At 64.2% G+C, this 26,040-nt stretch carries 23 protein-coding genes; 6 read left to right on the plus strand and 17 right to left on the minus strand.

All coding sequences use genetic code 11. The features are described 5' to 3' along the window. Window positions 1-499 precede the first annotated feature (499 nt). From EV651_RS23930 to EV651_RS23945, 3 genes are all read right to left on the minus strand, one after another. On the minus strand, window positions 500-2,836 hold the full coding sequence (locus tag EV651_RS23930; RefSeq protein WP_133787485.1) for a DEAD/DEAH box helicase: 2,337 nt from the start codon (window positions 2,834-2,836) through the stop codon (window positions 500-502). Next, on the minus strand, window positions 2,833-4,794 hold the full coding sequence (locus EV651_RS23935) for a site-specific DNA-methyltransferase (RefSeq protein ID WP_202870486.1): 1,962 nt from the start codon (window positions 4,792-4,794) through the stop codon (window positions 2,833-2,835). Before EV651_RS23935 ends, EV651_RS23930 begins: the two co-directional genes overlap by 4 nt. Window positions 4,795-5,959: 1,165 nt before the next feature. Then, on the minus strand, window positions 5,960-6,145 hold the full coding sequence (locus tag EV651_RS23945) for a hypothetical protein (protein WP_202870487.1): 186 nt from the start codon (window positions 6,143-6,145) through the stop codon (window positions 5,960-5,962). Window positions 6,146-6,253: 108 nt separating this feature from the next. On the opposite strand from EV651_RS23945, the gene EV651_RS23950 reads away from it, so the two are divergent. Then, on the plus strand, window positions 6,254-6,778 hold the full coding sequence (locus EV651_RS23950; protein WP_133787487.1) for a hypothetical protein: 525 nt from the start codon (window positions 6,254-6,256) through the stop codon (window positions 6,776-6,778). Between the two features lie 68 nt (window positions 6,779-6,846). Here EV651_RS23950 and EV651_RS41500 read toward each other — a convergent pair whose 3' ends face one another. The 10 genes from EV651_RS41500 to EV651_RS23995 all read right to left on the minus strand — a co-directional run bounded on the left by EV651_RS41500 (window position 6,847) and on the right by EV651_RS23995 (window position 14,541). Continuing rightward, complete coding sequence (locus EV651_RS41500; protein WP_166658743.1) at window positions 6,847-7,020, minus strand: hypothetical protein; 174 nt, start codon at window positions 7,018-7,020, stop codon at window positions 6,847-6,849. A gap of 271 nt (window positions 7,021-7,291) precedes the next feature. Beyond that, the gene (locus EV651_RS23955; RefSeq protein WP_133787488.1) at window positions 7,292-7,651 is read right to left on the minus strand and encodes a hypothetical protein; all 360 of its coding nucleotides are present in this window, start codon (window positions 7,649-7,651) and stop codon (window positions 7,292-7,294) included. A gap of 394 nt (window positions 7,652-8,045) precedes the next feature. Beyond that, window positions 8,046-8,474 carry a hypothetical protein gene (locus EV651_RS23960; protein ID WP_133787489.1) on the minus strand — a complete coding sequence of 143 codons (429 nt, stop codon included), beginning with the start codon at window positions 8,472-8,474 and terminating at the stop codon, window positions 8,046-8,048. Between the two features lie 119 nt (window positions 8,475-8,593). After that, a complete protein-coding gene (locus tag EV651_RS23965; protein WP_133787490.1) occupies window positions 8,594-9,178 on the minus strand; it encodes a hypothetical protein in 585 nt (194 codons plus the stop codon). After that, entirely contained in the window at window positions 9,178-10,422 is a 1,245-nt protein-coding gene (locus EV651_RS23970) for a hypothetical protein (RefSeq protein WP_133787491.1), read from the minus strand. Before EV651_RS23970 ends, EV651_RS23965 begins: the two co-directional genes overlap by 1 nt. Before the next feature lie 506 nt (window positions 10,423-10,928). Next, a complete protein-coding gene (locus tag EV651_RS23975) occupies window positions 10,929-11,138 on the minus strand; it encodes a DUF397 domain-containing protein (RefSeq protein ID WP_133787492.1) in 210 nt (69 codons plus the stop codon). A 257-nt stretch (window positions 11,139-11,395) separates the two neighbouring features. After that, window positions 11,396-11,704: a hypothetical protein gene (locus EV651_RS23980; RefSeq protein ID WP_133787493.1), complete on the minus strand. Its 309-nt coding sequence runs from the start codon at window positions 11,702-11,704 to the stop codon at window positions 11,396-11,398. Window position 11,705: 1 nt separating this feature from the next. After that, on the minus strand, window positions 11,706-11,903 hold the full coding sequence (locus EV651_RS23985) for a hypothetical protein (protein ID WP_133787494.1): 198 nt from the start codon (window positions 11,901-11,903) through the stop codon (window positions 11,706-11,708). 285 nt (window positions 11,904-12,188) lie between these two features. Continuing rightward, entirely contained in the window at window positions 12,189-13,142 is a 954-nt protein-coding gene (locus tag EV651_RS23990; protein WP_133787495.1) for an aminoglycoside phosphotransferase family protein, read from the minus strand. Between the two features lie 10 nt (window positions 13,143-13,152). Then, window positions 13,153-14,541 (minus strand): hypothetical protein, encoded by a 1,389-nt coding sequence (locus tag EV651_RS23995; protein ID WP_133787496.1) that lies wholly within the window; start codon window positions 14,539-14,541, stop codon window positions 13,153-13,155. Between the two features lie 211 nt (window positions 14,542-14,752). On the opposite strand from EV651_RS23995, the gene EV651_RS24000 reads away from it, so the two are divergent. Beyond that, entirely contained in the window at window positions 14,753-16,051 is a 1,299-nt protein-coding gene (locus EV651_RS24000; RefSeq protein ID WP_202870488.1) for a hypothetical protein, read from the plus strand. A 37-nt stretch (window positions 16,052-16,088) separates the two neighbouring features. Continuing rightward, window positions 16,089-16,577, plus strand: a complete 489-nt coding sequence (locus EV651_RS24005; RefSeq protein ID WP_133787497.1) for an SAM-dependent methyltransferase — start codon at window positions 16,089-16,091, stop codon at window positions 16,575-16,577. An 11-nt stretch (window positions 16,578-16,588) separates the two neighbouring features. On the opposite strand, the gene EV651_RS24010 is transcribed toward EV651_RS24005, so the two are convergent. Both EV651_RS24010 and EV651_RS43330 read right to left on the minus strand, forming a co-directional pair. Beyond that, on the minus strand, window positions 16,589-17,302 hold the full coding sequence (locus EV651_RS24010) for a DUF5753 domain-containing protein (RefSeq protein ID WP_133787498.1): 714 nt from the start codon (window positions 17,300-17,302) through the stop codon (window positions 16,589-16,591). Continuing rightward, window positions 17,290-17,496, minus strand: coding sequence for a helix-turn-helix transcriptional regulator (locus EV651_RS43330; RefSeq protein WP_133787499.1), 207 nt, complete (start codon window positions 17,494-17,496; stop codon window positions 17,290-17,292). The genes EV651_RS24010 and EV651_RS43330 overlap by 13 nt, the downstream gene beginning before the upstream one ends. A gap of 619 nt (window positions 17,497-18,115) precedes the next feature. Between EV651_RS43330 and EV651_RS24020 the strand changes: the two genes are divergently transcribed. The 3 genes from EV651_RS24020 (at window position 18,116) to mobF (ending at window position 23,805) form a co-directional block, all read left to right on the plus strand. Next, the gene (locus EV651_RS24020) at window positions 18,116-18,955 is read left to right on the plus strand and encodes an SAM-dependent methyltransferase (protein WP_238157171.1); all 840 of its coding nucleotides are present in this window, start codon (window positions 18,116-18,118) and stop codon (window positions 18,953-18,955) included. A 344-nt stretch (window positions 18,956-19,299) separates the two neighbouring features. After that, complete coding sequence (locus EV651_RS24025) at window positions 19,300-19,875, plus strand: HD family hydrolase (RefSeq protein ID WP_238157150.1); 576 nt, start codon at window positions 19,300-19,302, stop codon at window positions 19,873-19,875. A gap of 315 nt (window positions 19,876-20,190) precedes the next feature. Then, entirely contained in the window at window positions 20,191-23,805 is a 3,615-nt protein-coding gene (gene mobF / locus EV651_RS24030) for a MobF family relaxase (RefSeq protein WP_305000126.1), read from the plus strand. 159 nt (window positions 23,806-23,964) lie between these two features. Here mobF and EV651_RS24035 read toward each other — a convergent pair whose 3' ends face one another. Further along, window positions 23,965-24,300, minus strand: coding sequence for a hypothetical protein (locus tag EV651_RS24035; RefSeq protein ID WP_133787502.1), 336 nt, complete (start codon window positions 24,298-24,300; stop codon window positions 23,965-23,967). Window positions 24,301-24,582: 282 nt separating this feature from the next. After that, entirely contained in the window at window positions 24,583-26,028 is a 1,446-nt protein-coding gene (locus EV651_RS42525; RefSeq protein WP_238157151.1) for an ASCH domain-containing protein, read from the minus strand. Window positions 26,029-26,040 lie beyond the last annotated feature (12 nt).

The following is a 26,040-nucleotide window of genomic DNA, read 5'->3' on the forward strand; positions in this document are numbered from 1 at the left end:
ATCGAGTTGCCCTGGGTTGGGTGCTTAGCGAGAGCCGAACAGCATTTCCCGGTGGATTGAACCGCCCAGAAGTCCGTGGGCTGACACCTGGCGACCGGCTATACATCTATGTGACACGCGGCTGCTTCCGGAATCCCACGCGTGACCGGGGTCGAGTAGTTGGCCTCGCACCGGTCGTAACTCCCGTTAAGCAGCTCGCCCGACCAGTCGAATTTGCCGGCCGCACTTTTCCGATCGGCTGTGAGCTGAGTATCCAGAGGCTTGCCCCGATCCATCAGGGGCCAGAGCTTGAGCCCCTGGTCAGCGAACTCGACGCGTTCAACCATTCATCCGCCGGGTGGTCAGCGCGCCTTCGTCGTCCGCTATTATCGATAACAGAAAGCGACGCGGCAACGCTGGACCACCACTTGAAAGGCCTCGTCCTACCGATCAAACAGGTGGTCGAACCTTATCTTCGTTGGTATCGAGCTGCAGGATCCCCGGGATCCACGCCTCCCGTCTAACTCGCTTTGGTCTCCCCCAAGTCAGCCAGTGCCCTGGCCGCCGACGCCATGTCCGGATGATGAATAGTCCGTAGCTTCTGATCCGCGCGGAGGCTCCAGACAGTAATCCCGTCAGGTCCCGCGGGCGAGCCGTCCGGCTTCCATTGGCCTTTCGAAACAAGCGCTACTCGCAAGCGAGATTCTGACCTCGCGTGCGGCGCGATACTCATCAGCTTCCGGGCGGCGTCCGTTTGAACGCGATCCTCACCCTTCGTATCAATACAGACAACCGTCTTGTTACTCCATAACAGAAAGTCCGGGTAGAAGTTTTCCGTCGGACCGAGGCTCAACAGCGGCAATCCGTATCCCAGACGTGACGGATTTCGGCACCATGGGAGGTCCAGCCCATCGAGGGCCTGCGCGAAATCCAGCTCCAGCTGATTCAACCCATCGTAACCGTCGTGAATAGAATTCCTGAATCGCTCAATGTCTGTCTGGCGGGCGAGGATGGACCGCACTTCGTACGGATTCGGTCCGACTTGGCGAATCAGAGCGTAGTCTAAGTAAGTGTCGACAGCCTTTTGAGCGATGTCCACGATCTGGCTATATGCGGGGCTATTAACTCCCACGCGGGCATCAAATTTCGTATGACCCGTATCCATCACCGTGACCGCACGATTGTAGCGTCGCGCGACTTCGCGCCGGAATATCCAGCGAGCCGATACGCGATTAGACTGCTGAAATATCTCCCAGTCCGCATCCTCGGAATCTGCGCTGCCGATTCTCTCCAAGACAACTCGGCGGTTGCCAACACCAGAGGTGTTAACGAGGTCGAATGAATAGTCGCTCATTGCCGACAATTCACCTTCAACCGCCGCCGCGGCATCGCTGTTATCCACAGCTGCCCGCGGAACGTAGAATTGGGATTTCACCGGAAATTCGACAGGACGCTCGCGCCCTGGCGCAGTGGTCAAGATGCGAACGGCCGGCGCATCACCGCCCAGACCACGGCGAACTTCCTTCAGCACGTCGTTGAAGACCTCATTGCGATCAACGCGTACATAGAAATGGGCGGTGTTCAAACGCTGCGACGCGTAGTGAGTGGCGCCAGGCTGGCGCAGCACTCGTCCGATCACCTGGGTGACCTGAATACGCGACTCCATCGACTTGTCGATGTAGGCGAAGTACGCCGCGGGGTCATCCCAGCCTTCTTGAAGCGCCAGGTTGAAGATGATGTGGCGATAATTTCCTGCCGTGAAGTTCTGGTAGTCCTTGTCGCCGTTCTTGAAGAGCACAAAATCGCTCGGGAGCGGGAAGTCTTTGTGAACTGCCAAGTCGGCGTAGACTGCAATCTCACGCGACGGAACTCCGCATGTTTCCGTCAGGTATCGCCAAATGAGAATCGGCGGAGCTTGCCGGTCACTGAACACGCGCTTCGGATCGTCGCGCCGACGCGCATCGTCTGCCAGCATGTTGGTATTGCAAACATAGATGGCCTTAGGTGCAAAATTGACGCCTTCCGCCAGTGCGTCAGCCTCGGCTTCACGGAAGTCTTCGATCATGTCGTTGATCGTCTCTTCCATCGGCGAGTTGTAGCCGCCGAGCGAGACAACCCCCTTAACGAGACCCGACTCGACGACGGCAGTAGATTGAACAGCAGTGATGAGATCACTGTCCTCGAAGCCTTCTCGTTGAAGTTCGTCGATAACCTCGGTGGAGAATCGCGCCGGAAACGACAGTGTGGCGCTCGCGAGCAGAAAAGCCGTCGGCTCCTGCTCCAGTAGCAGGTCGGTTTGAAGGTCGCTAAGGTTCTGCGCTTCGTCGTAGACGACGATTAATGGCCTTCGAACGCCTTCCTCATCCCGCCGATCTTTCAGCGCATCCCACGTCGAGCGTTCAGTGGTATCGAGTTCGGATCGATAAATTCGGAGACTGCCGGTTTCTTTGTCGCGCTGATTGAATGTCCCGACGGTTGCAAAGTAGACCATCGGCAGGCTCGAATGCTCAACCTCGTCCGGGTCGTACTCACTCAGCAACCTCACCTGCGTCTGTCCGAGAAGGTGGTGGTACTTGCCACCACTAGCAAGATTGGCGAAGGACTGATCGACGACAACCTTTCCCTTCGACAGCCACAATACGACGGGCGCAACAGCTGACGCTTCACAGATTTCTCGCACAGCCTGAGCCAGGATCGGCGTTTTCCCTGCACCAGTCAACGCCGATAGAGCTTGATAGAAGGGAACAACACGCTTATTGTTCTTGCGGCCGGCTTCGACCGGGTTGGCTACGTACTCAAGGTATCTGTCGGAGATTTGCGACGCTGCAATGGACTGAAACTGCAGGAGCTCGATCAAAGCTCGCCCTCCTCGGTTTCACTGTACGCGTCCGTGCGAAGATTGAGCCCAAAGTCCATAAGAATACGATCGGGAATTTGGTACCAGTGCACGTCATCGGTCACGAAGAGGTTGAGTCGCGAGTAGATGTGGTACACCGACGATAATCCCTCAGCCGATCCTTCGTTGACACATGCCTCGTAAACTTCCTCAGTCAGGTCCGTGTTTTCGCTAGGGCCGTCCCAAACGAGATATACGCCGTCGTCGTCAGCGTTCTTAGCCACTAGGTAGCGATACTTCTCAGACTCGGCGACCGATCGAAGGTTCGATCCGCGACGTCGACTGCTATCGAAATGAGAGGCGATGACGGTGTCCACCATCTCGTCGCGCTCCATCTTGAGTAGCGTCTCAGCATCGACACGCTTGGTCAGCGTCTTAAAGGTGAAGCCCCCATCCAGCGGCCTACCCTTACCGTTTGCCCATTTGCCGCTGATCACGCGACTCAACCGATCGGCCGTCAGGGTCTTCGCATAGCTGTCCCCGGACTCAGGACGTCCCTGCTCGATCAAGATGAATCGTCGGTTTGCGTCAGCGATCGCATTCGTCGCCAGTATGGCATGGCCAGTGGTTCCAGATCCGGCGAACGGGTCAAGGACGAGTCCATCGGGGGGACACCAGATCTGGATGATCTTCTCGACCAATTTCAGCGGTTTTACCGTTTCGAAGCCATGCCCCTTCCCGACGACGGCGGAAAGTTCGTTGACGCCGGCTTGGCTATGTCCGGACTCCTCGTGATCCCAGGAGATGGACCCGAGCGTTTCCGGGAACTCATGATCGTCGTCCGCCCAGTACGTCATCGGCACTCGGCCGCGCTTGACGTCCTCGAGGTACTTCTTCTGCTGGGGCCGCGCTTCACCATCGAGGCCGAACACTATAATTGGCCAAACTTCATCCTTGAGTATCCGTTTCGCCCGCCGCTTGGCGGTCGCGAGCGGGGTCTTGAGCATGACTGCCTGCACTGGACGCACCTTGTCCGGCGCGACGCCCACGATGGCAGCGCGCTTCGCCGCGTCATCGATGGCTCTGGCCTCGTACTCCACGCCCCAACCGACTAACCACCGAAGCGTCTCGGCGATGGGTGCACGCCAACACTTACCCTCGGGCGGATAATGGATCGCGCCCGTGAACGGCGACTGGATCCCGTAGACCATGCCCTGATGGGTCGATGCCTTCGGCCCTGAGAAGTTCTCCCCCTTCCAGAGCCGCGGATCCCCGTCCGGGCTGCGATACCGAGCATCCATGGCGTCGGTCCGTGGAAGCAACGCGCTCTTTGCGTACTCCTCGTCCCGTGCATACACGAGAACATATTCGGTCGCCGTGCTGACGTGTCGATTGTCACTGCGGGGTGAGTAGGACTTCTGCCAGTTCAGGATCGCTAGGCGGTTCTTCTCACCGAAGAGTTCGTCCATCATCTGGCCCAGGTGAAACAGCTCGCGATGGTCTATACAAACGGCTATCACGCCGCCACGCTTGAGCATTGCCCGGAGCATTTGCAGGCGCGGATACATGAACTTCATCCACTTGGTGTGCTTGCCCGGGTCGTCCGAGCTGACGTAGTCTCCGAGCCCCTCGTCGTTCGGATCCTGATCCCATCGGTCGTTGTACCGGAAATCGTTTCCCGTGTTGTATGGAGGATCCGCGAAGACAAGGTCGACATGGCCTCGTTCGCGATACAAGGAGGCCAACGCCTGGAGGTTGTCCCCCTCAAGCAGCAGATTCTTGGCTCGCCCGTCAGCAGAACCCGCACTGTACGTGCTGACCGTCCGTTGGACTCGAGGTCGGACTCGCCTGCCGAGTTGACGAGCAATCCTCTTACCGGGGAAGGCAAGGTGGACTCCAGCACCTGTCCGTTCCTGAACCAGCTCGATCAGCTGTTCGGTGGTCAGGTCTTCCAGCTGTGGGTCGTCGTCCACTCTCATCCCTCGTGTGTCGTTGCATGGCCAGGCAGCCGTCCGCTACGAGCAGTCACAGTTGCCCCCTCAAACGACTCTCAGAGGGGCAGCCTAGTGGCTCCGCTGGCCGCTCGACTAGCTGCGTCCTGCTGCTACCAGCTATCTGATCAGGGCCCACCGACATTTTCCTGCCGAGGCACAAACCTTCGGCTAGGCGCCCAGCCACCAAGCGCTCTGAAGGCTCTAAGCTCAGTCCAGCGGCTTCCACTCAGGCCAAGGCCGCGATCCGCGCAGGCCCCGAAGACAAGCACCCCGCTGAGCCGCCTCGGTGTGGAGCGCTAGATCTTCGCTCGCTCGCTGAGCCGCAAAGCAGGTAACCCGCGGCTCGCGGATGTCGCGTAGCACCTCGAAGCCGTCCCATGTGAGCACGTCGCATCCGTACGCCGCCGCGATGCTTGGTACTCCCGTGCCGTCATGGTGCCGAAGGTGCTCAGCCGAAGTGCGGTACTGACCAGATCCCATTCAGGTCGCCCGACGGAGAAACGCTCGAGATCGAGAAGAACCGGACCATCGGCCGCCACTACGACGTTGCCCGCCCCAGGCGTCGCCGTGGATGGCGCTCCGTGGCAGGCCGGCTGGTAGATCGGCGTACGTTTCCGTCAGGCGGGTTAGTTGTCGCCGCAACCAGGCGCGATCGTCATCGGTCAGCGTCGCCGCCGCGTCGATGCGCTCCCTCAAGCGGACAAGCGGTGCGAGCGGTGGAAGCTCGAAGCTGGTCGGCAGTGCCCTGGTGTGCAAGGCGCTTGAGGACGCCGGCGACCTCTGGCGGCGCGCCATGCCGATGCTCAGGAAGTTCGCGCCAGAAGGTCACTGGTGCGCCGTCGATGACGACTGGCTGAGCGGTGTCGGGGAGCGCTTCAACAGCTCGCACCTCCACAGACGCCAGCCAGCGTGAGACAGCCACCTCTTTCTCAGCAGCTGTGACCTGACCAGCTCGCCCGATGCGCACCGCAACTTGACCATTGGAGACGGTAGATGGCGTTCTCGCCGAGCCGGATCCCCTCGGCGCCAGACGACGACAGCCCGACCTGAGCACAAGCCTGCTTGAGCAGGACCTCTGATGGTGACACTGTCACGAGGCGACCAGCACGTGCGAATGTGGTGGCGCAGCTCGGCAACCTGGTCGACCCGCTCAAAACACCGTCGCGCGACGGGCCAGATCGCGGAGATCATCGGCTGCGCGGCGTGAACGTAAGGAATGCGTGTCTTTGAGCGCCTGCGCCCCGACCACCGCGGCTTCTTGCGGATCGCGAACTGTCACGGTGAGCGATGCCAGCTTGATGCCACTCATGGCACGCGACCGTTCGACTTGAGACATGTACGGCTCCTCACTTGGTTGGACAATCAGCGATCTGCTGGGTCCGGATTGACAAGCCGCGCGATAGCGGGGCAATGATGTTGCCGATACGGGAGGACGATCAGGCAGATGATTCGACGCAAGAACGCCTTGTTGGACACGGCTCTCGCATGCGTGGAGCGTGGTATTCCGGTGCAGGCGGCAACTATCGCGGGTACGCCGGACGGCGAGTGGATCACCGATGTCGATGCCGCCCGCGTCGTCTGGGACGTCGCCGAGCCGCCGAACCTGGCTGTCACCTCGTGCCCGACCACGGCGATCTGGCGCCTGCCGCGGATCGCCGGCGCTTACGGCAGGCAGCTGTACGAGCAGGATCGACCTGGGATCTGGCCGCCGACGATGAGGCTGTCGGACGGCGACTGGATCACCTGCACGCTCCAGCCCGAAACCGACCTTGGCCAGCTGGCTATGGGCGTTGAGTACGTCGAGCCGGGGACACTCGTGGTCATTCCGCCTTCGACGACCGTAGACGGCCGGCTGAGGTGGGACGGGTCGAACTTCCCGCTCCATCCACTGCCGAGTGCCGATGCGGTGCTGTCGAAGGTGCTGCGCGCCGAAGAGGAGTACGTCGAGTTGCACGGCCAACTCGGTTGAGATCTCGCCAACCGTGCAGCAGGACACCAATGGCTCAACCCTTCTGGCCCACGGCCAGGAACAGCGAACTAGCTGCCACCAACTCGGGCATCCGGTCTGCCAAGCGAGAGCACTCCAGGGCCCGCGGCGAGCAGGTCCTGCTCGGCCAGCTTGTCGGTGTAGAGCTGGTTCTTGAAGTGAGCGTCGATCATGACCGTCAGCCAGCCACCGAGACCAGTGAGACCGAAGATGCTGACCAGCACGGTGCCAGTCGTGCTGGAGGCAGATCTCAGTCATCTCTCGAACAGCGAGCGACCCTCTTCAGATCCCGAGACGACGCGAGATTCGAGCCGAGGACCTGCCGCTTGTGGCTCCACATCTCGGATTGCACGGACATGGCCTTGTCCGCCACGTCAAAACCAGGTGTGCAGGACGTCGAGCCCACATTCGTCCGTCAGGATCGTTGCCAGCACCCCGTGTTGCAGGCCTACCGTGTTCGTGGGCAGCAGGGGCCAGCACAGATGCAGCGGGATGTCAGCCCTCGCGTTCGATCCGTTCAAAGATGTCCGCGTCAGTCTCTCGCTGCCAGGCTGGCATGTCGTCCCAGTCGGCTACGTAGCCGGGTTTGGGGTCGGGGATATGATGGTAGATCTGCGCGGTCCAGCACAGCGCCACAAACCGGCCCTTCTGCTCCCGGCTGAGCTTGCTCGTGTTTCCTCCAGAGACCTCGACGAACGCCCGCACCTGCTCATAGACCGCCGCCGCGCTCTCCCGCTCCCAATCGGGTGTCTCCTCCCACGGTGCGACGTGCCCGGGCTTTGGTTCGCCGGAGTAGTGCTTCGCCACGCCTGCGATCCATGCGTCACGGAAGATGCGGCCCTGTTCGTTCGACAACAGCGTTGCTCCTTTGGACGGGTGAGATTCCTACAGCGGCGAGCGCTCAACGGACAGGCGGGCCGAGATGTCTTCGCTCAGGTGCAACAGTTGAGCATCGTGGCGGTGGTCGGCGACCGCACCAGCCACTCTGAGCGTGCCTCCTGTTCGGCATCGCCCAGTCGTCGTAGCGCATCCAGTCGAGGCATTGGAAGGGTCGGCCAGACTGCGTCCGCGTCATTGCGTCTCTCGCGTGGGCGGCTGCGCTGATTGGGCGGCTCGCTGGGCAACTGCACGGGCACGGGACTCCTCAGACCTGATCCGATAGTCCTCGTCCAAGGCGTCCAAGGTGGCTGGGTCGATCGGACGAGGGGCTGGGACAGCCGGTCGGCAATTCCGCGATACGGCACCGAGCCTAGGTAGAACTCGATCGAGCCGTGGCCCGGCCAGATCTCGCCGCGCGTTCGAGTAGGTGGATCATCGGCTCGTATGGATCGTCGAACTCAGGGAACCGTTCCTTCGGAAGATCGCCCAAGGAGGCCCAGCGGAACATGTCGGTGACGACCTTTCTCGACAGGGTCCACAGCTTGTGGCCGCTGTCAGCCTCCAGTCGTTCCATCCAGACTGGATCGTTCTCGACCGAAGGATCGAACACCACGGCCAGATCGAAGAATGGCCATTGCCCGGGAACGCCCAGCGCATCGGCCCAGACCGCCATCCGCCGCAGGTACTCAACCGCCAACCGCCCCCGCGACGAAACGTGGCGATCCTCAGCCTCGTCATCGTCCCACTTCGCGGCCGCCAGCCGCGCCAGCAGTCGCTCGCACGCGACCAAAACGGTCAAAGCACCGATCCCTCCTCTTTCGCCGATACCACCCGCCGACCTCCGCACGGATGAGTGCACGGCAGGACCACACGCGCATGTCGATCACGAGTTGACGGTTGCTCGGCCTCGGCGGCCTCCTAGGTAGGCTCTTGCTCCGCGCGTTTTGCCGCTCGGCGCGCGCGTGACTCCTCGACCCTGATCCGTTCTTTCTCATCGGCCTCATCCAAGGTTGCGGCGTCGATCGGGAACGGCGGCTGAGCGAGCCGTTCGGTGATGCCGAGATATGGAACCGAGGCAGCGAGGAGCTCGATCGATCCGTGGCCGGGATAGATCTCGCCGCCGCGCTCGAACACCTGCACCATCGGCTCATACGGATCCTCGAACTCAGGAAACCGCTCCTTCGGACGCTCACCCAAAGAAGCCCACCTGAACATGTCGGTAAGCACCTGTTCCGTCCGAGTCCCGAGCTCACGCCCGACCTCAGCCTCCAGGCGCCGTAGCCAGCCTGCGTCAGTCTCGACCGACGGATCGAACACCATCGCCAACTCGAAGAACGGCCACTGCCTCGGCACACCAAGGGCCTCGGCCCAGATCGCCATCCGCCGCAAATACTCCTGCGCAAGCAGACCTCGCGACCTGGAGTGCCGTTCCTCGGCCTCAGGGTTGTCCCAGCTCGCCGCCGCAAGACGCATCAAGAGCCGCTCGCGCGCTCCTGTATCCATCACAATCCCAGCCCTTCCTTCGCCACGCGTACCACCTCGTCGAGATTCGACAGGTCCTCCGCGACCCGAAGGTCGCCCCTCGGCATGTCCAACGTCGAGTCCCAAAGAATCAAGAGATCCATCCTCGATGACCGCGCACTCAATGGTGCCGTGTTGTGCGCCGACGGGTAATCAGAGGTGGCCAGTGGCGTCCCGTATTGGTCCCAGGCCTCAGGGTCTGGCGACCGATACGGTAGTCCGGCTGCCATGAGCTTTGACTCGACGTACTCGTGCGCCAGCAACGACCAGAACTCCACTCGATTCTTGTCAGTCAACTCCGCACCGGACGCGACTCGCTCCCAGAGATCGCCGTACAGCGCGTCCGGGGTGAAGTAGCCGTGCCTGATTTCGCCCGGGCGAACGGCCACGTCGTGCTGGCGCTGGAAAAGGTGTTGTTTTGCCTCCTCAATGACCGCACGCGGCATCCGGCTGTGATCCGCGAGCGCGTCGACGTCGTCAGCTTCCCGGATTCGGCGGTACTGGTCCATCTCCTCCGGGGTGTCATCGTCGACGAACTCGTGCTCCAGCTCGGCGACCTCGTCGACGCCGGCAACAGACCCTGGTTCGGAATCGATGCCAGCAGCAACGTCATCGGTTTCGAACAAGTCGCTGTCACCGCCCGGAACGCTATCGACGGCGAGCTTCTGATCCTTGGCTGCGGCAGCCTCGATGTCGGTGGGCGGTTGGTCAGGCGAGCTGGCAGCGGGCTGATCGCCGGGTTCGCCGGCCAGACGTGACCTCGACGTGGTGCTGTCGTCCGCCGGCAACGCGACGCTCGGTACGTCGTCACGCAATTCCGCCTCTGACGTTCGCTCGTCAGCACCAGGCGACTCAACCAGACTGGGAGGATCTGCGTCGTGGGAGGTGGTCTCGGCTTCTTGAGCAGGCGGGCTGATGTACTGGAGGCGGGCCAAGGTGTCGTCGTGAAGCATGTGGGCCCGAAGCTCTGGTGAGTAGGAGACGAACGGGTCCTCCGGCTCGGGTCGATCATCGACCGGCCTCGTCGCCGGGGCCGAGGGAGAATCGACTGGTCGTCGCTCGGCAGACTCGTCATCGCTCCGCTCGGCGGACGACCACTTGGAGTACCCCGGCCAGTACATCTCATCGAGACGTTGCTCGAGCTTTTCGCGAGCAGTCGACGGCTGTGAGGACTGACCGTCCGCGGTCGCGTGCTCGTCGCCTGAGTCGGCCTCGGATGCCTGCACTTCCCTCAGCCGAGGATCAGCGGACGCCCGCGAGTTCTCCTGTCTGCTTTCCGGAGCCTGGTCCGCGACATCGGCGGAGTGCTGGCCAGTTGAGCCATCATCTTGCTCAGCCGATGCCCGTCGCGTGTTGCCCGGCCAGTAGACGTCATCGACGCGCTGCTCGAACTTCTCGCGAGCAGTAGACGGAGGCGGCGTCTCATGATGTGTAGCGTCGCGGCGATCCGGCGTCGGAGCATCTCTACGGCTTGCCTGCTGATCACGTACGCCGCCGTCGGAATGCCGAGACGTCTCGTTCGCAGGACGCCCTGTTTCGCCAGCCTGGTCCCCTGGCGTGCTGCCCTTGCTCGGGTCGTCGCCACCACGACGACCTCTCAGCTCGGACACAGCCATCTCCTATCCACACCAACGCAAACCCGAAGTAGCAAGGTCATCACGAACAGTATCCGCCACGAGGCCCACACGGGCAGTGAGCACCGGTGCGGATTGACAAGCCTGCGATTGAGCGGTCAGGCACGAGCGTCGAACTCTCCCGCCTTCATGCCTTCTGTGAATGCCGCCCACTCGCCGGCGGTGAAGCGCAAGATCTGGCCGCGGCCCTGTTCCTTGCTGTCGCGGACCGCCGCACTGCCGTCCGGCATCAGCGCGACCTCGACGCAGTTGTTGCTGTTGTTGCTGCGGGTTGCCTTCCGCCAGGCGGCCGTGGTGAGGTCGGTCATTTGCTTCCCTTTCGCTCGGGGCGGGCAGGCCAGCCAGGAACCCGGCTGACTCGGGGTTGGAACGGCTGGCTCCCGCGGGCCGTGTTCACGACGGGAGCCAGCCGGTTCAAGGTGGAGTCGTCGGTCAAGGGCTTGTGCACAGGGGCGTGCGGGGATCCCGGGACCGAGGACTCCGGACAGTGGCGAGGCCGAGGCCTACCCGCGGTCGTGAGGTCGGCCGCAGGGAGGAGGCATTGAGGAGCCTCGGCCTCGCCTGCTCAGGGCGAGTCGCGCGCGATTAGGAGTCGGACTCCGGCGTCGTCGAGTTCACGGCGGTACGGCGCTGCGATTGAATCGGCGGCAGTGATTGCGACCGCCGAGACGTCTCCTCGGCGCGCTGCTTCGATCAAGGCCTCGATCGCCGCAGGCTGCGAGTCGAGCGCCTCCATGTAGATCGCCGTCATCTGTGAGCCCGCGCGGTCTGCGAACCCGAGCAGCAGGTTGCGAACTCGGTCCTGCTCGGTCGGCGTCATCAGGAAGGTCTCGACGAAGTAGCCGAGCATGGCCGGTCGGGCAGCGCCGGTCACCTCACTGCCCGCCGTCGATCCGGATCGGCCCGGACACGAGGTCGACTGTCACCGGCAGACCGAATCGCCTGGAGGATGCCGCGGCGTACCGCTCGGCCAAGTCGGGCCCGACCAGATAGTCGGCGATCACGTGATCGCCGAACCAGACCCGCACACGACGTTGCGGCATGGGATCGGCCAAAGGCTCGGTGGCTGTCATCACCCGCGGACCTCCTGCGCGATGTCGCGGAGCATCACGGCGTACGCAGCCACTGCGATGCCGATGAGGCCGTACAGGACCGCCGTGTGCGCGTGCGTTAGGAGCCAACAGCCGATCATGAACATCCCCGTTCTCAGTCGAATGGGTCTCGGGCGAGGGCAGTGAGGCTGAAGCCCCATCCCATTTAGGCGATTCGTTGCCTACATCACCGAGTTTCGACCGGCACACGCGGAGTTGTTCAGCCCAGCGTGGGGGTCCACGATGTACCCCCACCGCTCCGCCGCCTTACTGGTAGCGGTGCCAAGTAGCCGCATCGCCTGCGATCAGACTGCGTAGCCGGTGAGCCAGCTCTTCAGCGACGTCGGGCCGGCCGGGCAGCCCGCCGATCACACTGGTAACAATCTGGAGCTCGCGGATAGACCGCAGGGTCGGCCAAGTGGGCGAGGAGAGCAGGTCGAAGCCGTACGCCGCACGGAGGTCGTCGTACTGCTCACGCGGATCTCCGAACCGCTCCACGCCGTGGGCAGCCGGGACGAGGTCCCATTCAGGCGGGCCGATACTCACCGAGTCCAGATCGCAAAGCACGGATCGGCCGCGAGTATCCGTCAGCAGGTTGCCGACGTGGGCATCGCCGTGGATGACGGACGTGGGTAGCCGCCATTCGGTGGACGCCACGGCGGCCCGGACCGAGCTGGCGCGATCTCTCAGCCAGCCGACGAGGTCGCTGAGCTCGAGCCCGACTTGGTCGGCCGCCCATGTCTTCAGGTAGTCGAGTTCCCCGTCCTGAGCTGCCGCGGCGGCCTCGAGGCGAGACTGCGCGCGGCCGAGGGGGTCCCACTGCGGGAGCGGGACTCCGAGATCGTTGAGCGAATGGAACGCCCGCAGCGGACGGGCAAGTTCGGCTTGCCGGTGACGTTGCCCGGAGATCTGCGGGAGGTATATCCAGGCGGTGGCGGCCCAGCCTGAGGTCTCGATCGGCTCTTGCAGTCCGGGCGCCAGCCGGACGGTAGGCAGGTCTAGCTCAGCCATCCGATGGGCGATCTTGGTGACGCGGTGGACGGTCAGGCGATTGGCCACGGGAGCGATGCGGAGCACCAGGTTGGCGGCGGGGAGTTTGTAGACGGCGTTCATCGTGTAACGGAGCAGTACGGCGCCCGCGGGGTTGATCCCTGCCGCGCTGGCGACGTCGCGCAGTGCAGTATCGAGACGGTCGCGTTCGCCGCTGCTGAGAGTTGTCACGCCGTAGAAGCTAGCCGCTGATCAATGCACCAACACGCTCGAGGACCCCGCTCACCCCGTCGTGGGTTGTGTACGGACGAGCCAGGGACACCATGGCCTGCAACCGATCAGCGGCGCGAGCCGAGTCAGTGGCCATGGCCATGTCGACGGCCTGATGACCGGCCGCCGCCGCATGGTCTGGCTGTGCATCAAGGACGTATCCCGTGGCGATGCTGATCGCGTCAAACGTGCGGCTCCGCTCCTCCCCCGCGCCTCTGGCCGCGTACGAGCGCTCTGCATGTTCGATCGCGCGCGGCGCAAACCGGGTCCGATGCTCTGGGTGGGAGGCCAGGCAGGCGTAGATGACCCCCGAGATGCCGTCCAGGTCTGCAGGGGCAAGGAAGAATCGAGCCCATGACGGGACCGTGTCTTCGTCAATTCGCCCGAGTTCGTCTTGAGCACGTGCAAGTGAGTCTGAGACCCTGTCCGCAGCGCCGAGCATGGCGTAGGCCCAGGCTTCATTAGCGTGCAAGACAGCGACTGCTGCGAGATTTCCGCTGTCTTGGGCGACGATCTGCCCGAGCTGCCATAGCCGCAGCGCCTCCTGGGCCCGACCTTGGTGGGTCGAGACGCGGCCAAGGCGGTAGAAACCGCCAGCGATCAGAGCGAGTTCGTTGATCTCCCGCGCAAGGACAAGCCCAGCAGTTAGGTAGTGACGGGCCGCTCCGTGGTCGCCAAGGTCGTGACTTGCCCATCCGGCAACCTGGTACATGTCGGACAGTGCGGCCTTGAAGTCTGTCTCGGTTTGTTCCGTCTCGAACCGGCTGGCCAGCATGCCATTCGCCCATGCCAGGTAGCTGACCGCGGAGTCCCGGCAGGACCCGCCGCCATGGGCGGCATCGATCTGTCGGTGCTCGTCACCAACCACGCGGACCAGATCGACGTGGGCTGCAGTCACCCGCGATGGAACGCTGGTCGCGGTGGATTGCTTGGAGGCGACGTATCCATTCAGCTCGGCCGGGACCGGGCCAACAGCCAGGGCGGCCAGCGATCCGACGAACCCTGGCGCTGCGCCCGGGTCGCGCAATGTGTCATCGCTCTTGGCTTCACCGCTCCGCACATGAGACCCCACACCCAGCAGACCGCGGTCGATGCCAAACCCATCCGCGATACGCACCAGTACGTCGTACGACGTCACCACCTGCTTGCCCTGGGAAATACTCCGGACCCGGGTTTCCGCGAGACCGGACGCAGCAGCGAGCGCGCTCCTGCTGTAGCCGTGATCGCGCAGGAACAAGAACAGCGTCCGAATGTCCTGCTCAGCCAAGCAGTCACGCAGCAGCCGGCCCGCGTGCACGCCCGAGGTCCACCATTGCGGATCTGGTCGTACCACGTGCCGCGCAACGTGCTCTGACTGCACTCTCGGGCCCTCCTGCTGCTTCAGTGCGGATACGATGAGCGAATCACTAGCTACCGTGGGTGGGACACCGGTTCTGGGGCCGAGAGTGGTGAAAGTGGTGAACGAGCGAACGGGAACGTCGAGCGCCGGAACGCGCCGCAACTCCAAGCTCGCCGCGGTGATCGCGGAGGCAGGCTGGTCGCATGCCCAACTCGCACTGGCGGTAGGCCGGGTGGCCGCCGAATCCGGCAACGAGCGCCTCGTCTCGGTGGGCAGGTCCCACGTCTCGCACTGGGTCGCGGGGTCGACCCCGTCAGGTGACGCGCCGGCGATCTTGGTTGAGGCGCTTTCACGCCGCCTCGGCAGGGTCGTCACTCTCGACCAGATCGGCCTGTCCGGTCCGCGGGCACCTGCAGCACCGGATTGGTCCGCAGATACGCTGACAGCGCTCGCTGATCTGGGAAGGGGCAACGTGGACATCGAGCGCAGGTCAGTCCTGCGAGCCGCCGGCTACTCCGTGGCCGCACTGGCGGTTCCTCCACAGGCTTGGTGGGAAACCATGGCGCGCCGAGGAGCCCAGCGCTCTGCGCGCAGCGGCCGGTTGATCGGCGCCGGTGACCTGGAAGCGATCCGGGAGATGGCGCAGATGTTCACCCGAATCGACCAGCGCCGCGGCGGCGGGCACGCGCGCACAGCAGTCGTGCAGTACTTGACATCTGACGTCGCCAGCGCGCTGAGAGCCGCCCACGCGAGCGCCGAGATTCGCCGCGGCCTGTTCGCCACCGCGGGCGAACTTGCGTACCTCAGTGGCTGGATGGCGTTCGACAACGCCGAGCACGCGACCGCGCAGAAGTACTTCACCGTCGCCGTCCAACTCGCCGCAGAGGCCGACGATCCACCCCTGGCCGGCCACGTCCTGCGCGCGATGGCACACCAGGCTGTGGACCTCGGCCATTCACGACAAGCAGTGCAATTGGCCAAGGCGTCGCTGTCGGGGACACGATCGACATTGGCCAGTCCCAGGGAACGCGCTCTGCTCGAGGTCGTCCAGGCCAGGGCTCTTGCGGCTGACGGTCAAGGCAGCGCGGCTACGAAAGCGCTCCTGCGCGCCGAGGACAACCTGACCGCCGCTGGCTCTGGTGACGACGAGCCCGGCCGGGTCTTCTTCTTCGGCGAGGCCAGCCTTGCCCACGAAACTGCGTGCACTTTGCGCGACCTCGGCGATCTGGCCGCGGCCACCACCCAGTTCAGACGCAGCGTCCGTACACGGAAGGCGGCAACGTTCACGCGGACGCACGCTGTGACCCTGGGGTACCTCGGCGCAGTTCAGGCGCGTCAGGGTGCGATCGACGAAGCCTGCTCAACCTGGTCGGCGGCTCTTGACGCCATGGACGGCGTGCACTCTGGCCGCACGCGTCAAACTGTCGTCGACATGCGATCGGCGCTGTCGCCGTTCCGGGCCCGCGGCATCCCAGCCGCTGCCGAACTCGATCATCGTGCCGCACGCTACCTCGCCTCCGTGCCGAGATGACCCCCTGTTCACCACTCACCGATCAAAGGACGTTCCGATGACGCCGAGTCCTCTCACGGTCGAACCCGTTGCCCAGGTCATCGGTGGCCGAAGCGAGCCTACCGATGACTACTGGGGCGGTACGCGCTCCATCCTGCGCATCGACAACGAGCGGTTCGACGAGCGATCCACCGCCGGCCTCGAAGCGTTCTCACACCTCGAGGTCGTGTTCTTCTTTCACCTCTCCGACCAGACCGATCTGAACCTCGGCGCCCGCCGACCCAGAGACAACCCAGCCTGGCCCGAGGTTGGTGCGTTCGGTCACCGCAACATGCGCAGGATCAACTGGCTCGGCATCTCTCGCTGCCGACTTGTCAAGGTCGATGGGCTCGACCTGCACGTCGAGGATCTCGACGCCGTCGACGGAACGCCTGTCATCGACATCAAGCCCTGGTTCGATGAGTTCGGGCCGCTGGGCGAGACCCACCAGCCAGCCTGGACCACTGACATGCTCACGAACTACTTTGCGCCCGGCGACCAGCGCTGACCCAGTTGGGGTCAAGCGTTCGGTTGGAGTTGCCTGAGTCTGCGCTTGATGAATTCAGCAGACGTCGCGTCGTCGAGGGCGATCTCCCACAGATTCGCCCAGGCCTTCTGAAGCAGCCCGACCTCGTCGGGCTTGTCCGACCAGAAGAACCCGAGAAAGCCGTCCACGTATGCACCGGACCACTCGACCAGCGGACCGCGGGACGGGAAGCCCAGCAGGGCGAACGGCCCGGTCGTCATGCCGGCGTGTTCCTCAACGTCGAATGGCATGATCCTGATCGCAACATTTGGGCGCTGAGCCATATCCAGTAGGTGGGTCAATTGCCCGGCCATCGTCTCGGCACCACCGACACGCCGGCGAACCACTGCTTCGCTTAGTACGGCGTCGAGTCTGGGCGCGCCCGACGCGCGGTCCAGGATCCGTTGCCGGTTGAGCCGGATCTCCAACCGGCGTTCGAGCACATCAGGATCGATGTCCGAGCGGGTGAAGCGCTCATCTCCCATGATGCTTTTCGCGTAGTCGCGAGTCTGTAACAGGCCGGGGATGAGGTCCGTTTCGTAGAGGGCCAGGGACGACGTGGATGCCTCCAAGCCGGTGAAGAGGACGAAGTTGTCCGACACCAGGTCTGCGTACGAGCTCAGCCAGTTCTTCGCCTTGGCCGCCCTCGTCTCCTTCGCCAGATCCATCAAGGCGCGCACCAGCTCGGCGTCGGCTACGCCGTACACCTTGCATGCCTGCTCGACGTCCAGCTCCGCACTGGAGACTCGCCGTTCTCCAGTCGCGAGACCGTGGATGCCGACATCTCCAGCCTTGACCCCGCCTGACGGAGAGACAGACCCGCAGCCTCACGAAGCTCTCGCAGGTGCCGGCCGAGCAGGTACCGCGGGACCACCGAACCGATGGCTGATTCCAGCGTCATCTGACCTCGTTTCTCAGCGACCAGAACCCTACAACGGACCCCGTTGACCGATCGCTATCCGCGCCGACCTGGAGACAGAGTACGACGAAACGCGCCGTGATGAAACGTTGCACGATGGAACGTTCGCTGGTTCACTGGTGACTCGACACCACGAGTGATGGAGCGGTGAAACCAATGACGACACTGATACGTCCCTCACAACCGGCCGATGCCGGGGACGCTCGACCGGCACCGCACCTGTTGATACGAGCCGGTCTCCTCGACCGTCAGGCCACGCGCTGCGGTCTGCAGCGCGGACTTGAGCGGTGCCTGGAGCGACTCAACAGCAGGTTCCGCCGCTGGTGCGACGAAGACCTCTAACTGTTGGTTAGACGGCGATCAGAGTTGGCGCTGAACGGCCACAGTTCGAGCCTGGCGCGGTCCGCACACCTCGGTTCAGCCGCCTCGATCTGGAGTCCGTTGGGCGATCTGCTCTCCCCTGTGGGGCGGATCGAATCCAGCCATCGGCCCGAAGCCGGGACTCCAAGAAGGCCGGTGAGCGACTGCTGGCTCTGCCAGGTCGCTCACCGGCACAAGTCCTGTCAAGCATCCTCGGAGCGAAAGGAGCCCCGTGCCGGCGATGACCGACTGCGAACCGATCTCGCACGACAGCTTCGTGGCGCAGCTCCTCAGCAACGCGAGCGACGCTAGGTTCTGGAACCTGGCGCAGGGCGGCAAGGACCACTTCGCGGTCGATCGCAGGCTCATGCTCGGCGTCAAGGAGATCGCCCCGCACTTCGGCGACCTGGCAGTCGCCAGCGAGGGTTTCCTGCTCCGCGCCTGCCAGTACCTCACAGGCACCACCGGCATCGCTCAGTTCATCGATTGCGGTCCAGGACTGCCGACAGGCCATCGCGTCCACGAAGTCGTTCAGGCGATCAATCCCACCGCGAAAGTGCTGTACGTCGACAACGACCCAGAGGTGCTGGCACACGCCCACTCCTTCGTTGCTGCAAACAAGCAGGTACGCGTCGTGGACGGCGACATCTTTACGCCCGACGACCTGCTTGACTCCAAAGAGGTCAATTCCTTCATCCACTGGTCTGAGCCGGTCGCGATCATCCAGACCGCGACCCTCCACCATCGCTCGGGCTCAGCCAGCGACGTGGCCCGCATCATGCAGACGTACATCGACGCCGCGGCACCGGGCTCCTGCACGGTGATCTCCCATTTCCTCGACCCACAGGACGTCGCGAGCGGCACGTTGCGGCGTATCGAGAAGCACCTTCTTGACAGCTCGTTCGGAACTGGCTGGTTCCGGACCCTCGATGAGATCCGAGCCATGTTCCCCGGGCAACGCCTCCTGGACCCGGGAGTGGTCCCTTGCCACCAATGGCCCAACACCGAGACAGATCCGATTAGCTGGGTGCAGGGCTGTGTGGCCGGCGGCATCGGACAGAAACTAACCTGCACCCCCTGACGACCAAAGATCCAAGCCTCGACCGCCCCGTCCTCCAGCCTCCTCGCGGATCTCGATCCACCTCGACCGCGCAGGCAAGTCACCTTGGCTGCCCATCGACAGCTCGCGCCTCTTGCCACCGCCGACATCGTGGTGCGGCTCTGCCCTCATCCCATGGAGCAAGACCGGAACCTACGAGCTTGATCAAGCCAGTTCGTGCGAGTACGACAGAGCGCTACGACAACGTAGCGGCGAGCGGCTCGAGGCAGCGCTGGACGACAGCCCCGCTCGCAGTAGCACCGTAGAGTTGAACAATCTCCGGTGCGCTGTGCAGTTGGCCGACCGATGATCGAAACGGAGTAATCGTGACCCGTGACACTACCGACCGGGACGCAGCAGGAGCCGCTGCCTTCGCCTACGAGATGGGGGTACTCAAGCGGCTTCGTCGGGCCGGATGGTGGCACGTCGGCGTTCGCGACCCCGAGTCCGTCGCAGAGCACAGCCTGCGCGTTGCCCAGCTCGCGGCGCTGATCGCCAGCGAGGAGGGCGGCGATCCGGCGCGGGCGGCGTACCTCGGGATGTGGCACGACTCCCAGGAGACCCGCATCGGCGACATCCCGCACAGCGCCAAGCCGTACATGGATGTCGCGAGCAACGAACGCATCACCGAGGACCAGGTCGCCGTCCTTCCGGAGGCGGCCGCCAAGAGCATCAGAGAAGCCGTCGCCGAGTACGAGGCCGCCGAAACGATCGAGGCCCGGTGCGCCAAAGACGCGGACCGCCTCGAGTGCCTCATGCAAGCCGTCGAGTACGGCGAAGCCGGCTACAAGCGCGTCACCGGCTGGATCGAGTCCTCCCGCGCCCGAATCCAAACCGATTTCGGTCGCCGCCTTGCCGAAGCAGCTCTTCAAACCTCACCACTCGCCTGGCGCGACCGCTAACACTCCCCATTCATGGGCGGGTGACCGCGCAACGCCCTGCCAGCCGTCGACCATCGCTCGTCCTGCCCGAGGGCTGCGGTGATTCTTCAGGTCTCGATGAATGAGTGAAGGCGCTGACTCCAAGCGCAGTAACACCGCAGCGGGTGGACGAGGGTCGCTGGCCATGAAACGACAGCCTCGATCCGAGCACACCTCTTGCATGCTCGGGGCGATCCCGCGGGAGCCGTCGCGATCAGACCTGTGAGCGCTCAGCCGTTGAGCTTGCATGAGCGATCTGGCGAGTGTGCGCAACTGCCACGGTCCGGGTGGGCGACCGTGCTGAGTATCCACCGGATGAATGCCGGGGAGGGTTACCTGTATCTGCTTCGGCATGTCGCTGCTGGGGATGTCGATCGGCGGATGGCGACGCCGTTGACGGCGTACTACACCGCGGCGGGATACCCACATGGCCGTTGGATAGGCCACGGCCTTACCGGCCTCGGCGATGGCGAGTTGGTCCCGGGGAGCGAGGTGACCGAGGCGCAGATGGCCGCGCTGTTCGGGCGCGCGGAAGATCCGCTCACCGGCCGGACACTCAGCGAGCCGTACCGCGTTTTCAAGGGTCCGGAGGAGCGCATCCGGGACCGGATCCGCGACCTCGACCCAGCCCTACCCAACGCCGAACGCGAACCTGCGGTCGCGCGGATCCGCCGGGAGGAGATGCGCAAGAAGTCGCGGCAGGCGGTCGCTGGGTTCGACCTCACGTTCTCTCCGGTCAAGTCGGTCTCGGCGCTGTGGGCAACAGCCGACGTTGGAACGCAGGAACAGATCGTTGCTGCCCATCACGAAGCCGTCGCCGATGTGTTGTCGCTGATCGAGCAGCACGCGGCGTTCACCAGGAGCGGCGATGGCGGTATCGCGCAGCTGGATACCCGCGGATTGATCGCGGCGGCGTTCGATCACTGGGACAGCCGCAGCGGCGATCCCCAACTGCATACCCACGTGGTTGTCGCGAACCGCGTGCAGGGCCCAGACGGTGCATGGCGAACCCTGGATGGGCGCGTGCTGTACCGGGCTGCGGTGGCCATGTCGGAGATCCACAACGTGCTTCTCGCCGACCATCTCACCAGGCGTCTGGGCGTGAACTGGGAGCTGCGCGAACGCGGTTCCCGGCGCAATCCGGCATTCGAAATCGACACGATTCCCGACGAACTGATCCGCGAGTTCTCGGCCAGAACCGCACAGATCGAGACCAACCTCAGCGCACTTCTCGACGAACGCAGCGACCAGATCCACCCACCGAACCCTCGCGAAATGTACGCCCTACGGCAGCACGCAACCCTCATGAACCGCCCAACCAAGCACCTCGCCCAACCCCTTGCGGTGCTGATGGCGCACTGGCGCAAACGCGCCGACCAAGCGATCGGGCATGACGCCGTCGCCGCCATCCAACGGTCTCTCAATGCAGCCGGCGAGCGTCCCTTGGCGGCGGCAGACCTGAGCCCGGAAACGATCGAGGCGTACGGCGCCGCGACCGTCCTGACACTGCAAACCAAGCGCGCGACCTGGACGCGCTGGAACCTCCTCGCCGAGGCCGCACGCCAGACCCGGCTGCTCAGATTCGTCTCCACCAACGACCGCTTCGCCGCGCTGCAGGCGATCGTCGAACGCGCCGAGCAGCACTCGATCAGCCTCACCGCACCCGACCTGGTGACCATTCCCGTCACCCGCGCCAGCGGCGAGAGTGTGTTCACCATCCACAACGGCCAGATCTACACCTCACCCGTCATCCTCGGTGCCGAAGCGATCCTGCTCGACCAGGCTCGCGACACCAACGGACCCACCATCGCCCTAGCCACAATCCACACGGCCGGTCTCAGCCCCGACAAGGCCGCCGCACTCCGCAGGATCGCCACCAGCGGCCAGAAGCTCGAAGCCCTGATCGGCCCAGCCGGCACCGGCAAAACCAGCCTCTTGTCCGCCCTCGCCGCCAGTTGGGAAGCCGAGTACGGCGACGGATCTGTCATCGCTCTCGCACCATCGTCAGCCGCCTCGACAGTCCTGGCCGACGCCATCGACACCCCTGCTGAGAACATCGCGAAATGGATCCATGAATCCGCCGGGCTCGGAGCCGAACAACGCCGTGACCAGATCCTGCAGACCGAACACGCCGCCAGCCTCGCCCACCGATCTCATCGCCGTCTTCGCCATCAGCGATTGATCGGGCAGCTCGCAGCCCTGAGAGCCGACCACGATCGATGGAGCTTCCACAAGAACCAGCTCGTCATCATCGACGAAGCTTCCATGGCGAGCACCATGGAACTGGCCACTATCGCCCGTGCAGCCAACACCGCCGGTGCCAAACTCTTGCTCGTCGGCGACGACGCCCAACTCTCCGCAGCCGACACCGGCGGCGCCTTCCGACTCATCGCCCAAGACACCCAAGCCGCCGAACTCACCGACGTCTGGCGCTTCACCAATCCCTGGGAACGCGACGCCAGCCTCGCCCTCCGCCGCGGAGAACTCACCGCCATCGACCTGTACGACGACCGCGGCCGACTCGCCGCCGGCTCCACCGACGATATGGAAGACGCCGCCTACAAGGCCTGGCTCGCCGACACCCGAACCGGCCGAACCAGCCTGCTCATCGCCGCCGACAACACCACAGTCGCACGCCTCAACGCCCGCGCCCGCCTCGACCGCATCACCACCGGCGAAGTCGAACCCGACGGCATCGAACTCCACAACGGCAACCACGTCGGCCTCGGCGACCACATCGTCACCCGCCTCAACAACCGCCGCCTCCGCTACGGAACCAACAACCACGTCAAGAACGGCGACCACTGGACCGTCATCCAACGCTGGCCCGATGGCTCCCTCACCGTCCAAAACGCCACTGCCGACACCGTCACCCTACCCAGCGCCTACGTCCAGGAATCCGTCGAACTCGCTTACGCCACCACAGCCCACCGAGCCCAAGGCGCCACTGTCGACACCGCCCACCTACTCGTCACCGAACAACTCACCCGAGCCCTGATGTACGTCGGCATGACCCGCGGCCGCGACGCCAACAACGCCTACGTCGCCACCCACCACACCGGCTCGGACCTCCACGAACCCGACGCTGAACAGACCATGCAAGACGTCCTCGAAGCCGTCCTCAACGACCCCGGCGTCGAACAATCCGCCCACGAAGTCATGCGCCAAGAACTCGACAACGCCACCCGTCTCGACCGCCTCATCCCCATCCACGAACACCTCTGCCAACTCGACGCCAAGAAGCGCTACCAACCCGCCATCGCCACCTCCGGCCTCGACCCAGCCGACCAAGCCGCACTCCAAGCCTCCCCCGCCCACGGCCCACTCGTCGCCGAACTCCGCCGCGCCGAAAACGCCGGCCTCAACGTCGCCGACGTACTCCACCGCGCTGTCAACCAATCACCGCTCACGAACGCGCACGACGTCGCAGCCGTCATCCACCACAGAGTCCAGCGCCTAACCGCCCGGGCACTACACAAGACCGGCCGCCACCCCACACAACTCCTCGGCCTCGTCACCCCAGCCATCCACGTCAGCGACCCCACGCTGATCGCGCCACTGCGCGAGCTCGAGTCCCAGATCATCGATCGCGCCAATTGGCTCGCCGAGGAGCTACTCGCCAATCCACCTGCCTGGTACCGCAAGTTGCGTCACGCAGCCGGTGAGTCCCCAGACCAGGAACTCACCGAGCTTGCTCGGGAGATCGCCGCGTACAGGGAGTGCTACCAGGTCCACGGCCAGTCCATCCTCGGGGACACCCCACCAGCCAATGCAGACGTGCGACACCATCAGCACGCCCGGCTCATGAGGATGCTCACCGGGTTCTCGCCAGAAGCTGTCGAACGATCGATCGACGGCACAGGCATTGCTGAGGTGTCAGCACAGTCCGATCAACTACCGCAGCCAGACTGACGTCGCCGTGTCAGGTGCTAGGCCAGACTCACCGACCGTGGGTCGGTAGGGTCTGAGGGTACGACGGTGCCCGATCCTGACGGCGCCCAGCCCAACTGTCAGCGCGACACCACCAGGCCGCCGCAACCGGTCGGACTGCGGGGCCAGCCTTCGGGAGTCTCAGTCGGGGTATTGGAGGAAGGCCGGCTGGACACGCAGCAGGTGGCTGTCGGGGTGTGTGGCCTCATACCGCTCCATGACCTGGTCATAGCGCTTTGCCTCGAACAGCTTCACGGCCTGCTCGTCTTCGTCCAGGCCGCACGCCATCGCCAAAGCGGCTCCCTCGCGCAGCGCGACCGCCTTGGTCGGATAGACCCACACATTCAGCCTGCCGCATCCGCTGTAGCCGCGATGAGCCAGCGTCCACACGGCCGGGTCCTTCGTCGTGTCCACGCTGCCGTCCGGGTGGTACGTCGTCGACGAGGTCACCTGCCGGATGAACGTAAGACGACTCACCCGTCAACAGTACCGGGCCGAGCTCAGCCTCGGCCCGCGGCGATGGTGGCTCCGCAGTATGAGCACTTGTGCGAGGCTGGGTGGCCCGCCAGGCTGCTGTCAGACGTGGCTCCGCGTGCCGTGGCGCCAGTCATGACGGCGCGTAGACCGTTCGTCCGGGGGTACCGGCGAGGTGCCCGCCTGGGCTACTCATCGCTGGTCATCTTGCCAGGCCGGGTCCGCGACAGCCGGTGTGGCTTCCCCATGGCCGCTGTGCCGGTGGCCGCAAGGACCGAACTCGCATCACGGCTTCACCAACTCGATGCCGATGGCAACCACACCCAGGGCTTCGCGCTCGGGAGGGTAGATCTGGCGGATATTGGCGAGCTGCTCTTCCCGCGTGGCGAGAGGGTTGACGGCCGCGACTGATTCGGAGGCGAACATCGCGTCGAAGTCGGTGTACCGGGCGACCCTCGTTACCCGGGTCAGCACTTCGTCGCCTTGGCAGCGGAACCGGATCAGGGAGCCGGGTTTGATGTTCTTGCGGCTGGAGTCGTTGACCCGGATCTCGGTGGTTTTGCGGCCGGCGGCGATGAGGTCGAAGTAGCGCTTGTAGATGCCCATCTCGTGGGCGCGGATCAGTGGTTCGGTAGGGCGTGCCGTCATCAGTCGGCCTAGCTCCTTGACGGTGAACGATCGGAAGAAGTGCTTGGGATCCGTCAGCAGCTGCGACACAAGCCAGACCAAGGCGTCGACGTAGTTGTCGACCGTGCCGGGCCAGGCAGTGGTGTCGAGCATCCATGGTTCGACGTCGGCGGGAAGGACGCCGCGGCCGTGCTCGCGCAGCAGCGACTTTGACAGCTTCGCGCCCGTCGGGGCCAGGACCTGAGGGGTAAAGACCCGGATTGGCATCTGCCGAGCAGGAGTCCCGAGCGCGCCGAGGGCGCCGTCGACCAACTGGCAGCCGAACGCCCAGTCCCCGCCCTTCATCATCACCTGCAGCACCGAATCGCCCCGGCCGCCAGCGCGCTCCTTGACCAGGTTGCGGTAGAGGGTGGCCAGGTCGAGGTAGGGCTGATCGTCTTCGGGGTCGACGTGCGCGTCGTAGGCTCCGTGATCGAAGCACACCGCGGTGAAGATCGCTCCGTCCTCGTCGAGGCGCGCCAGCTTCGTCCGGTCGGCACGCTTCTGCGCCCAACCGCACTGCGGGCACGGGATCCGGACATGGACGGTCCCATGCGACGGAGCCAGCCACCAGCGGATCTCGTCCAGACGTTCCAGCGAGCGCAGGAACTCCGCCCGGAACGCTGGCGTCGCCTGCTGATCGGAGTAGGTCTCGACGGCGTACGCCGTGTCGGTGGCTTCGGAGACCGAGTCGAAGAACGCCCGGTAGTAGGTGTCGATCAGCTCGCTGATCTTGTCCTTGCCCAGGGCGTGGAAGTAGGTCTGCTGGTAGGCCGTGTGGGTTTCCGGATCGAGGACTACGTCGTACGGCGCGTTGTCCAGCGCTCCGAAGCGGACGGTGGTGTCGATCGAGAACTCACGCCGGGCCAGCTTCGCCAGCAGAAACGCGGACGTCTGCACGAGGTTGGTACCCAGGTGCGGGGCGCCATTGATCTGTGTGCCGACAACGAACTCGATGCGGGCCGGCCGGTTGGCCAGCACCCTTGGCCGGAGCAGGTCGATCGACCGCAGCAGCGCGTTGGCCAAGATACTGTTCGGTGACAGCAGCAGCGCCGCCTCGGACATCTTGGACGACAG

Origin of the sequence: Kribbella sp. VKM Ac-2571, from assembly GCF_004362255.1 — a bacterium.
Taxonomy (GTDB): domain Bacteria; phylum Actinomycetota; class Actinomycetes; order Propionibacteriales; family Kribbellaceae; genus Kribbella; species Kribbella pratensis.

Coding starts and splice junctions, on each gene's coding strand:
- EV651_RS23935 (WP_202870486.1), bottom strand. CDS start 4,794: ATGAGAGTGGACGACGACCCACAGCTGGAAGACCTGACCACCGAACAG.
- EV651_RS23945 (WP_202870487.1), bottom strand. CDS start 6,145: ATGTCTCAAGTCGAACGGTCGCGTGCCATGAGTGGCATCAAGCTGGCA.
- EV651_RS23950 (WP_133787487.1), top strand. CDS start 6,254: ATGATTCGACGCAAGAACGCCTTGTTGGACACGGCTCTCGCATGCGTG.
- EV651_RS23965 (WP_133787490.1), bottom strand. CDS start 9,178: ATGGATACAGGAGCGCGCGAGCGGCTCTTGATGCGTCTTGCGGCGGCG.
- EV651_RS23975 (WP_133787492.1), bottom strand. CDS start 11,138: ATGACCGACCTCACCACGGCCGCCTGGCGGAAGGCAACCCGCAGCAAC.
- EV651_RS23985 (WP_133787494.1), bottom strand. CDS start 11,903: ATGACAGCCACCGAGCCTTTGGCCGATCCCATGCCGCAACGTCGTGTG.
- EV651_RS24005 (WP_133787497.1), top strand. CDS start 16,089: ATGACGCCGAGTCCTCTCACGGTCGAACCCGTTGCCCAGGTCATCGGT.
- EV651_RS43330 (WP_133787499.1), bottom strand. CDS start 17,496: ATGACGCTGGAATCAGCCATCGGTTCGGTGGTCCCGCGGTACCTGCTC.
- EV651_RS24020 (WP_238157171.1), top strand. CDS start 18,116: ATGACCGACTGCGAACCGATCTCGCACGACAGCTTCGTGGCGCAGCTC.
- EV651_RS42525 (WP_238157151.1), bottom strand. CDS start 26,028: ATGTCCGAGGCGGCGCTGCTGCTGTCACCGAACAGTATCTTGGCCAAC.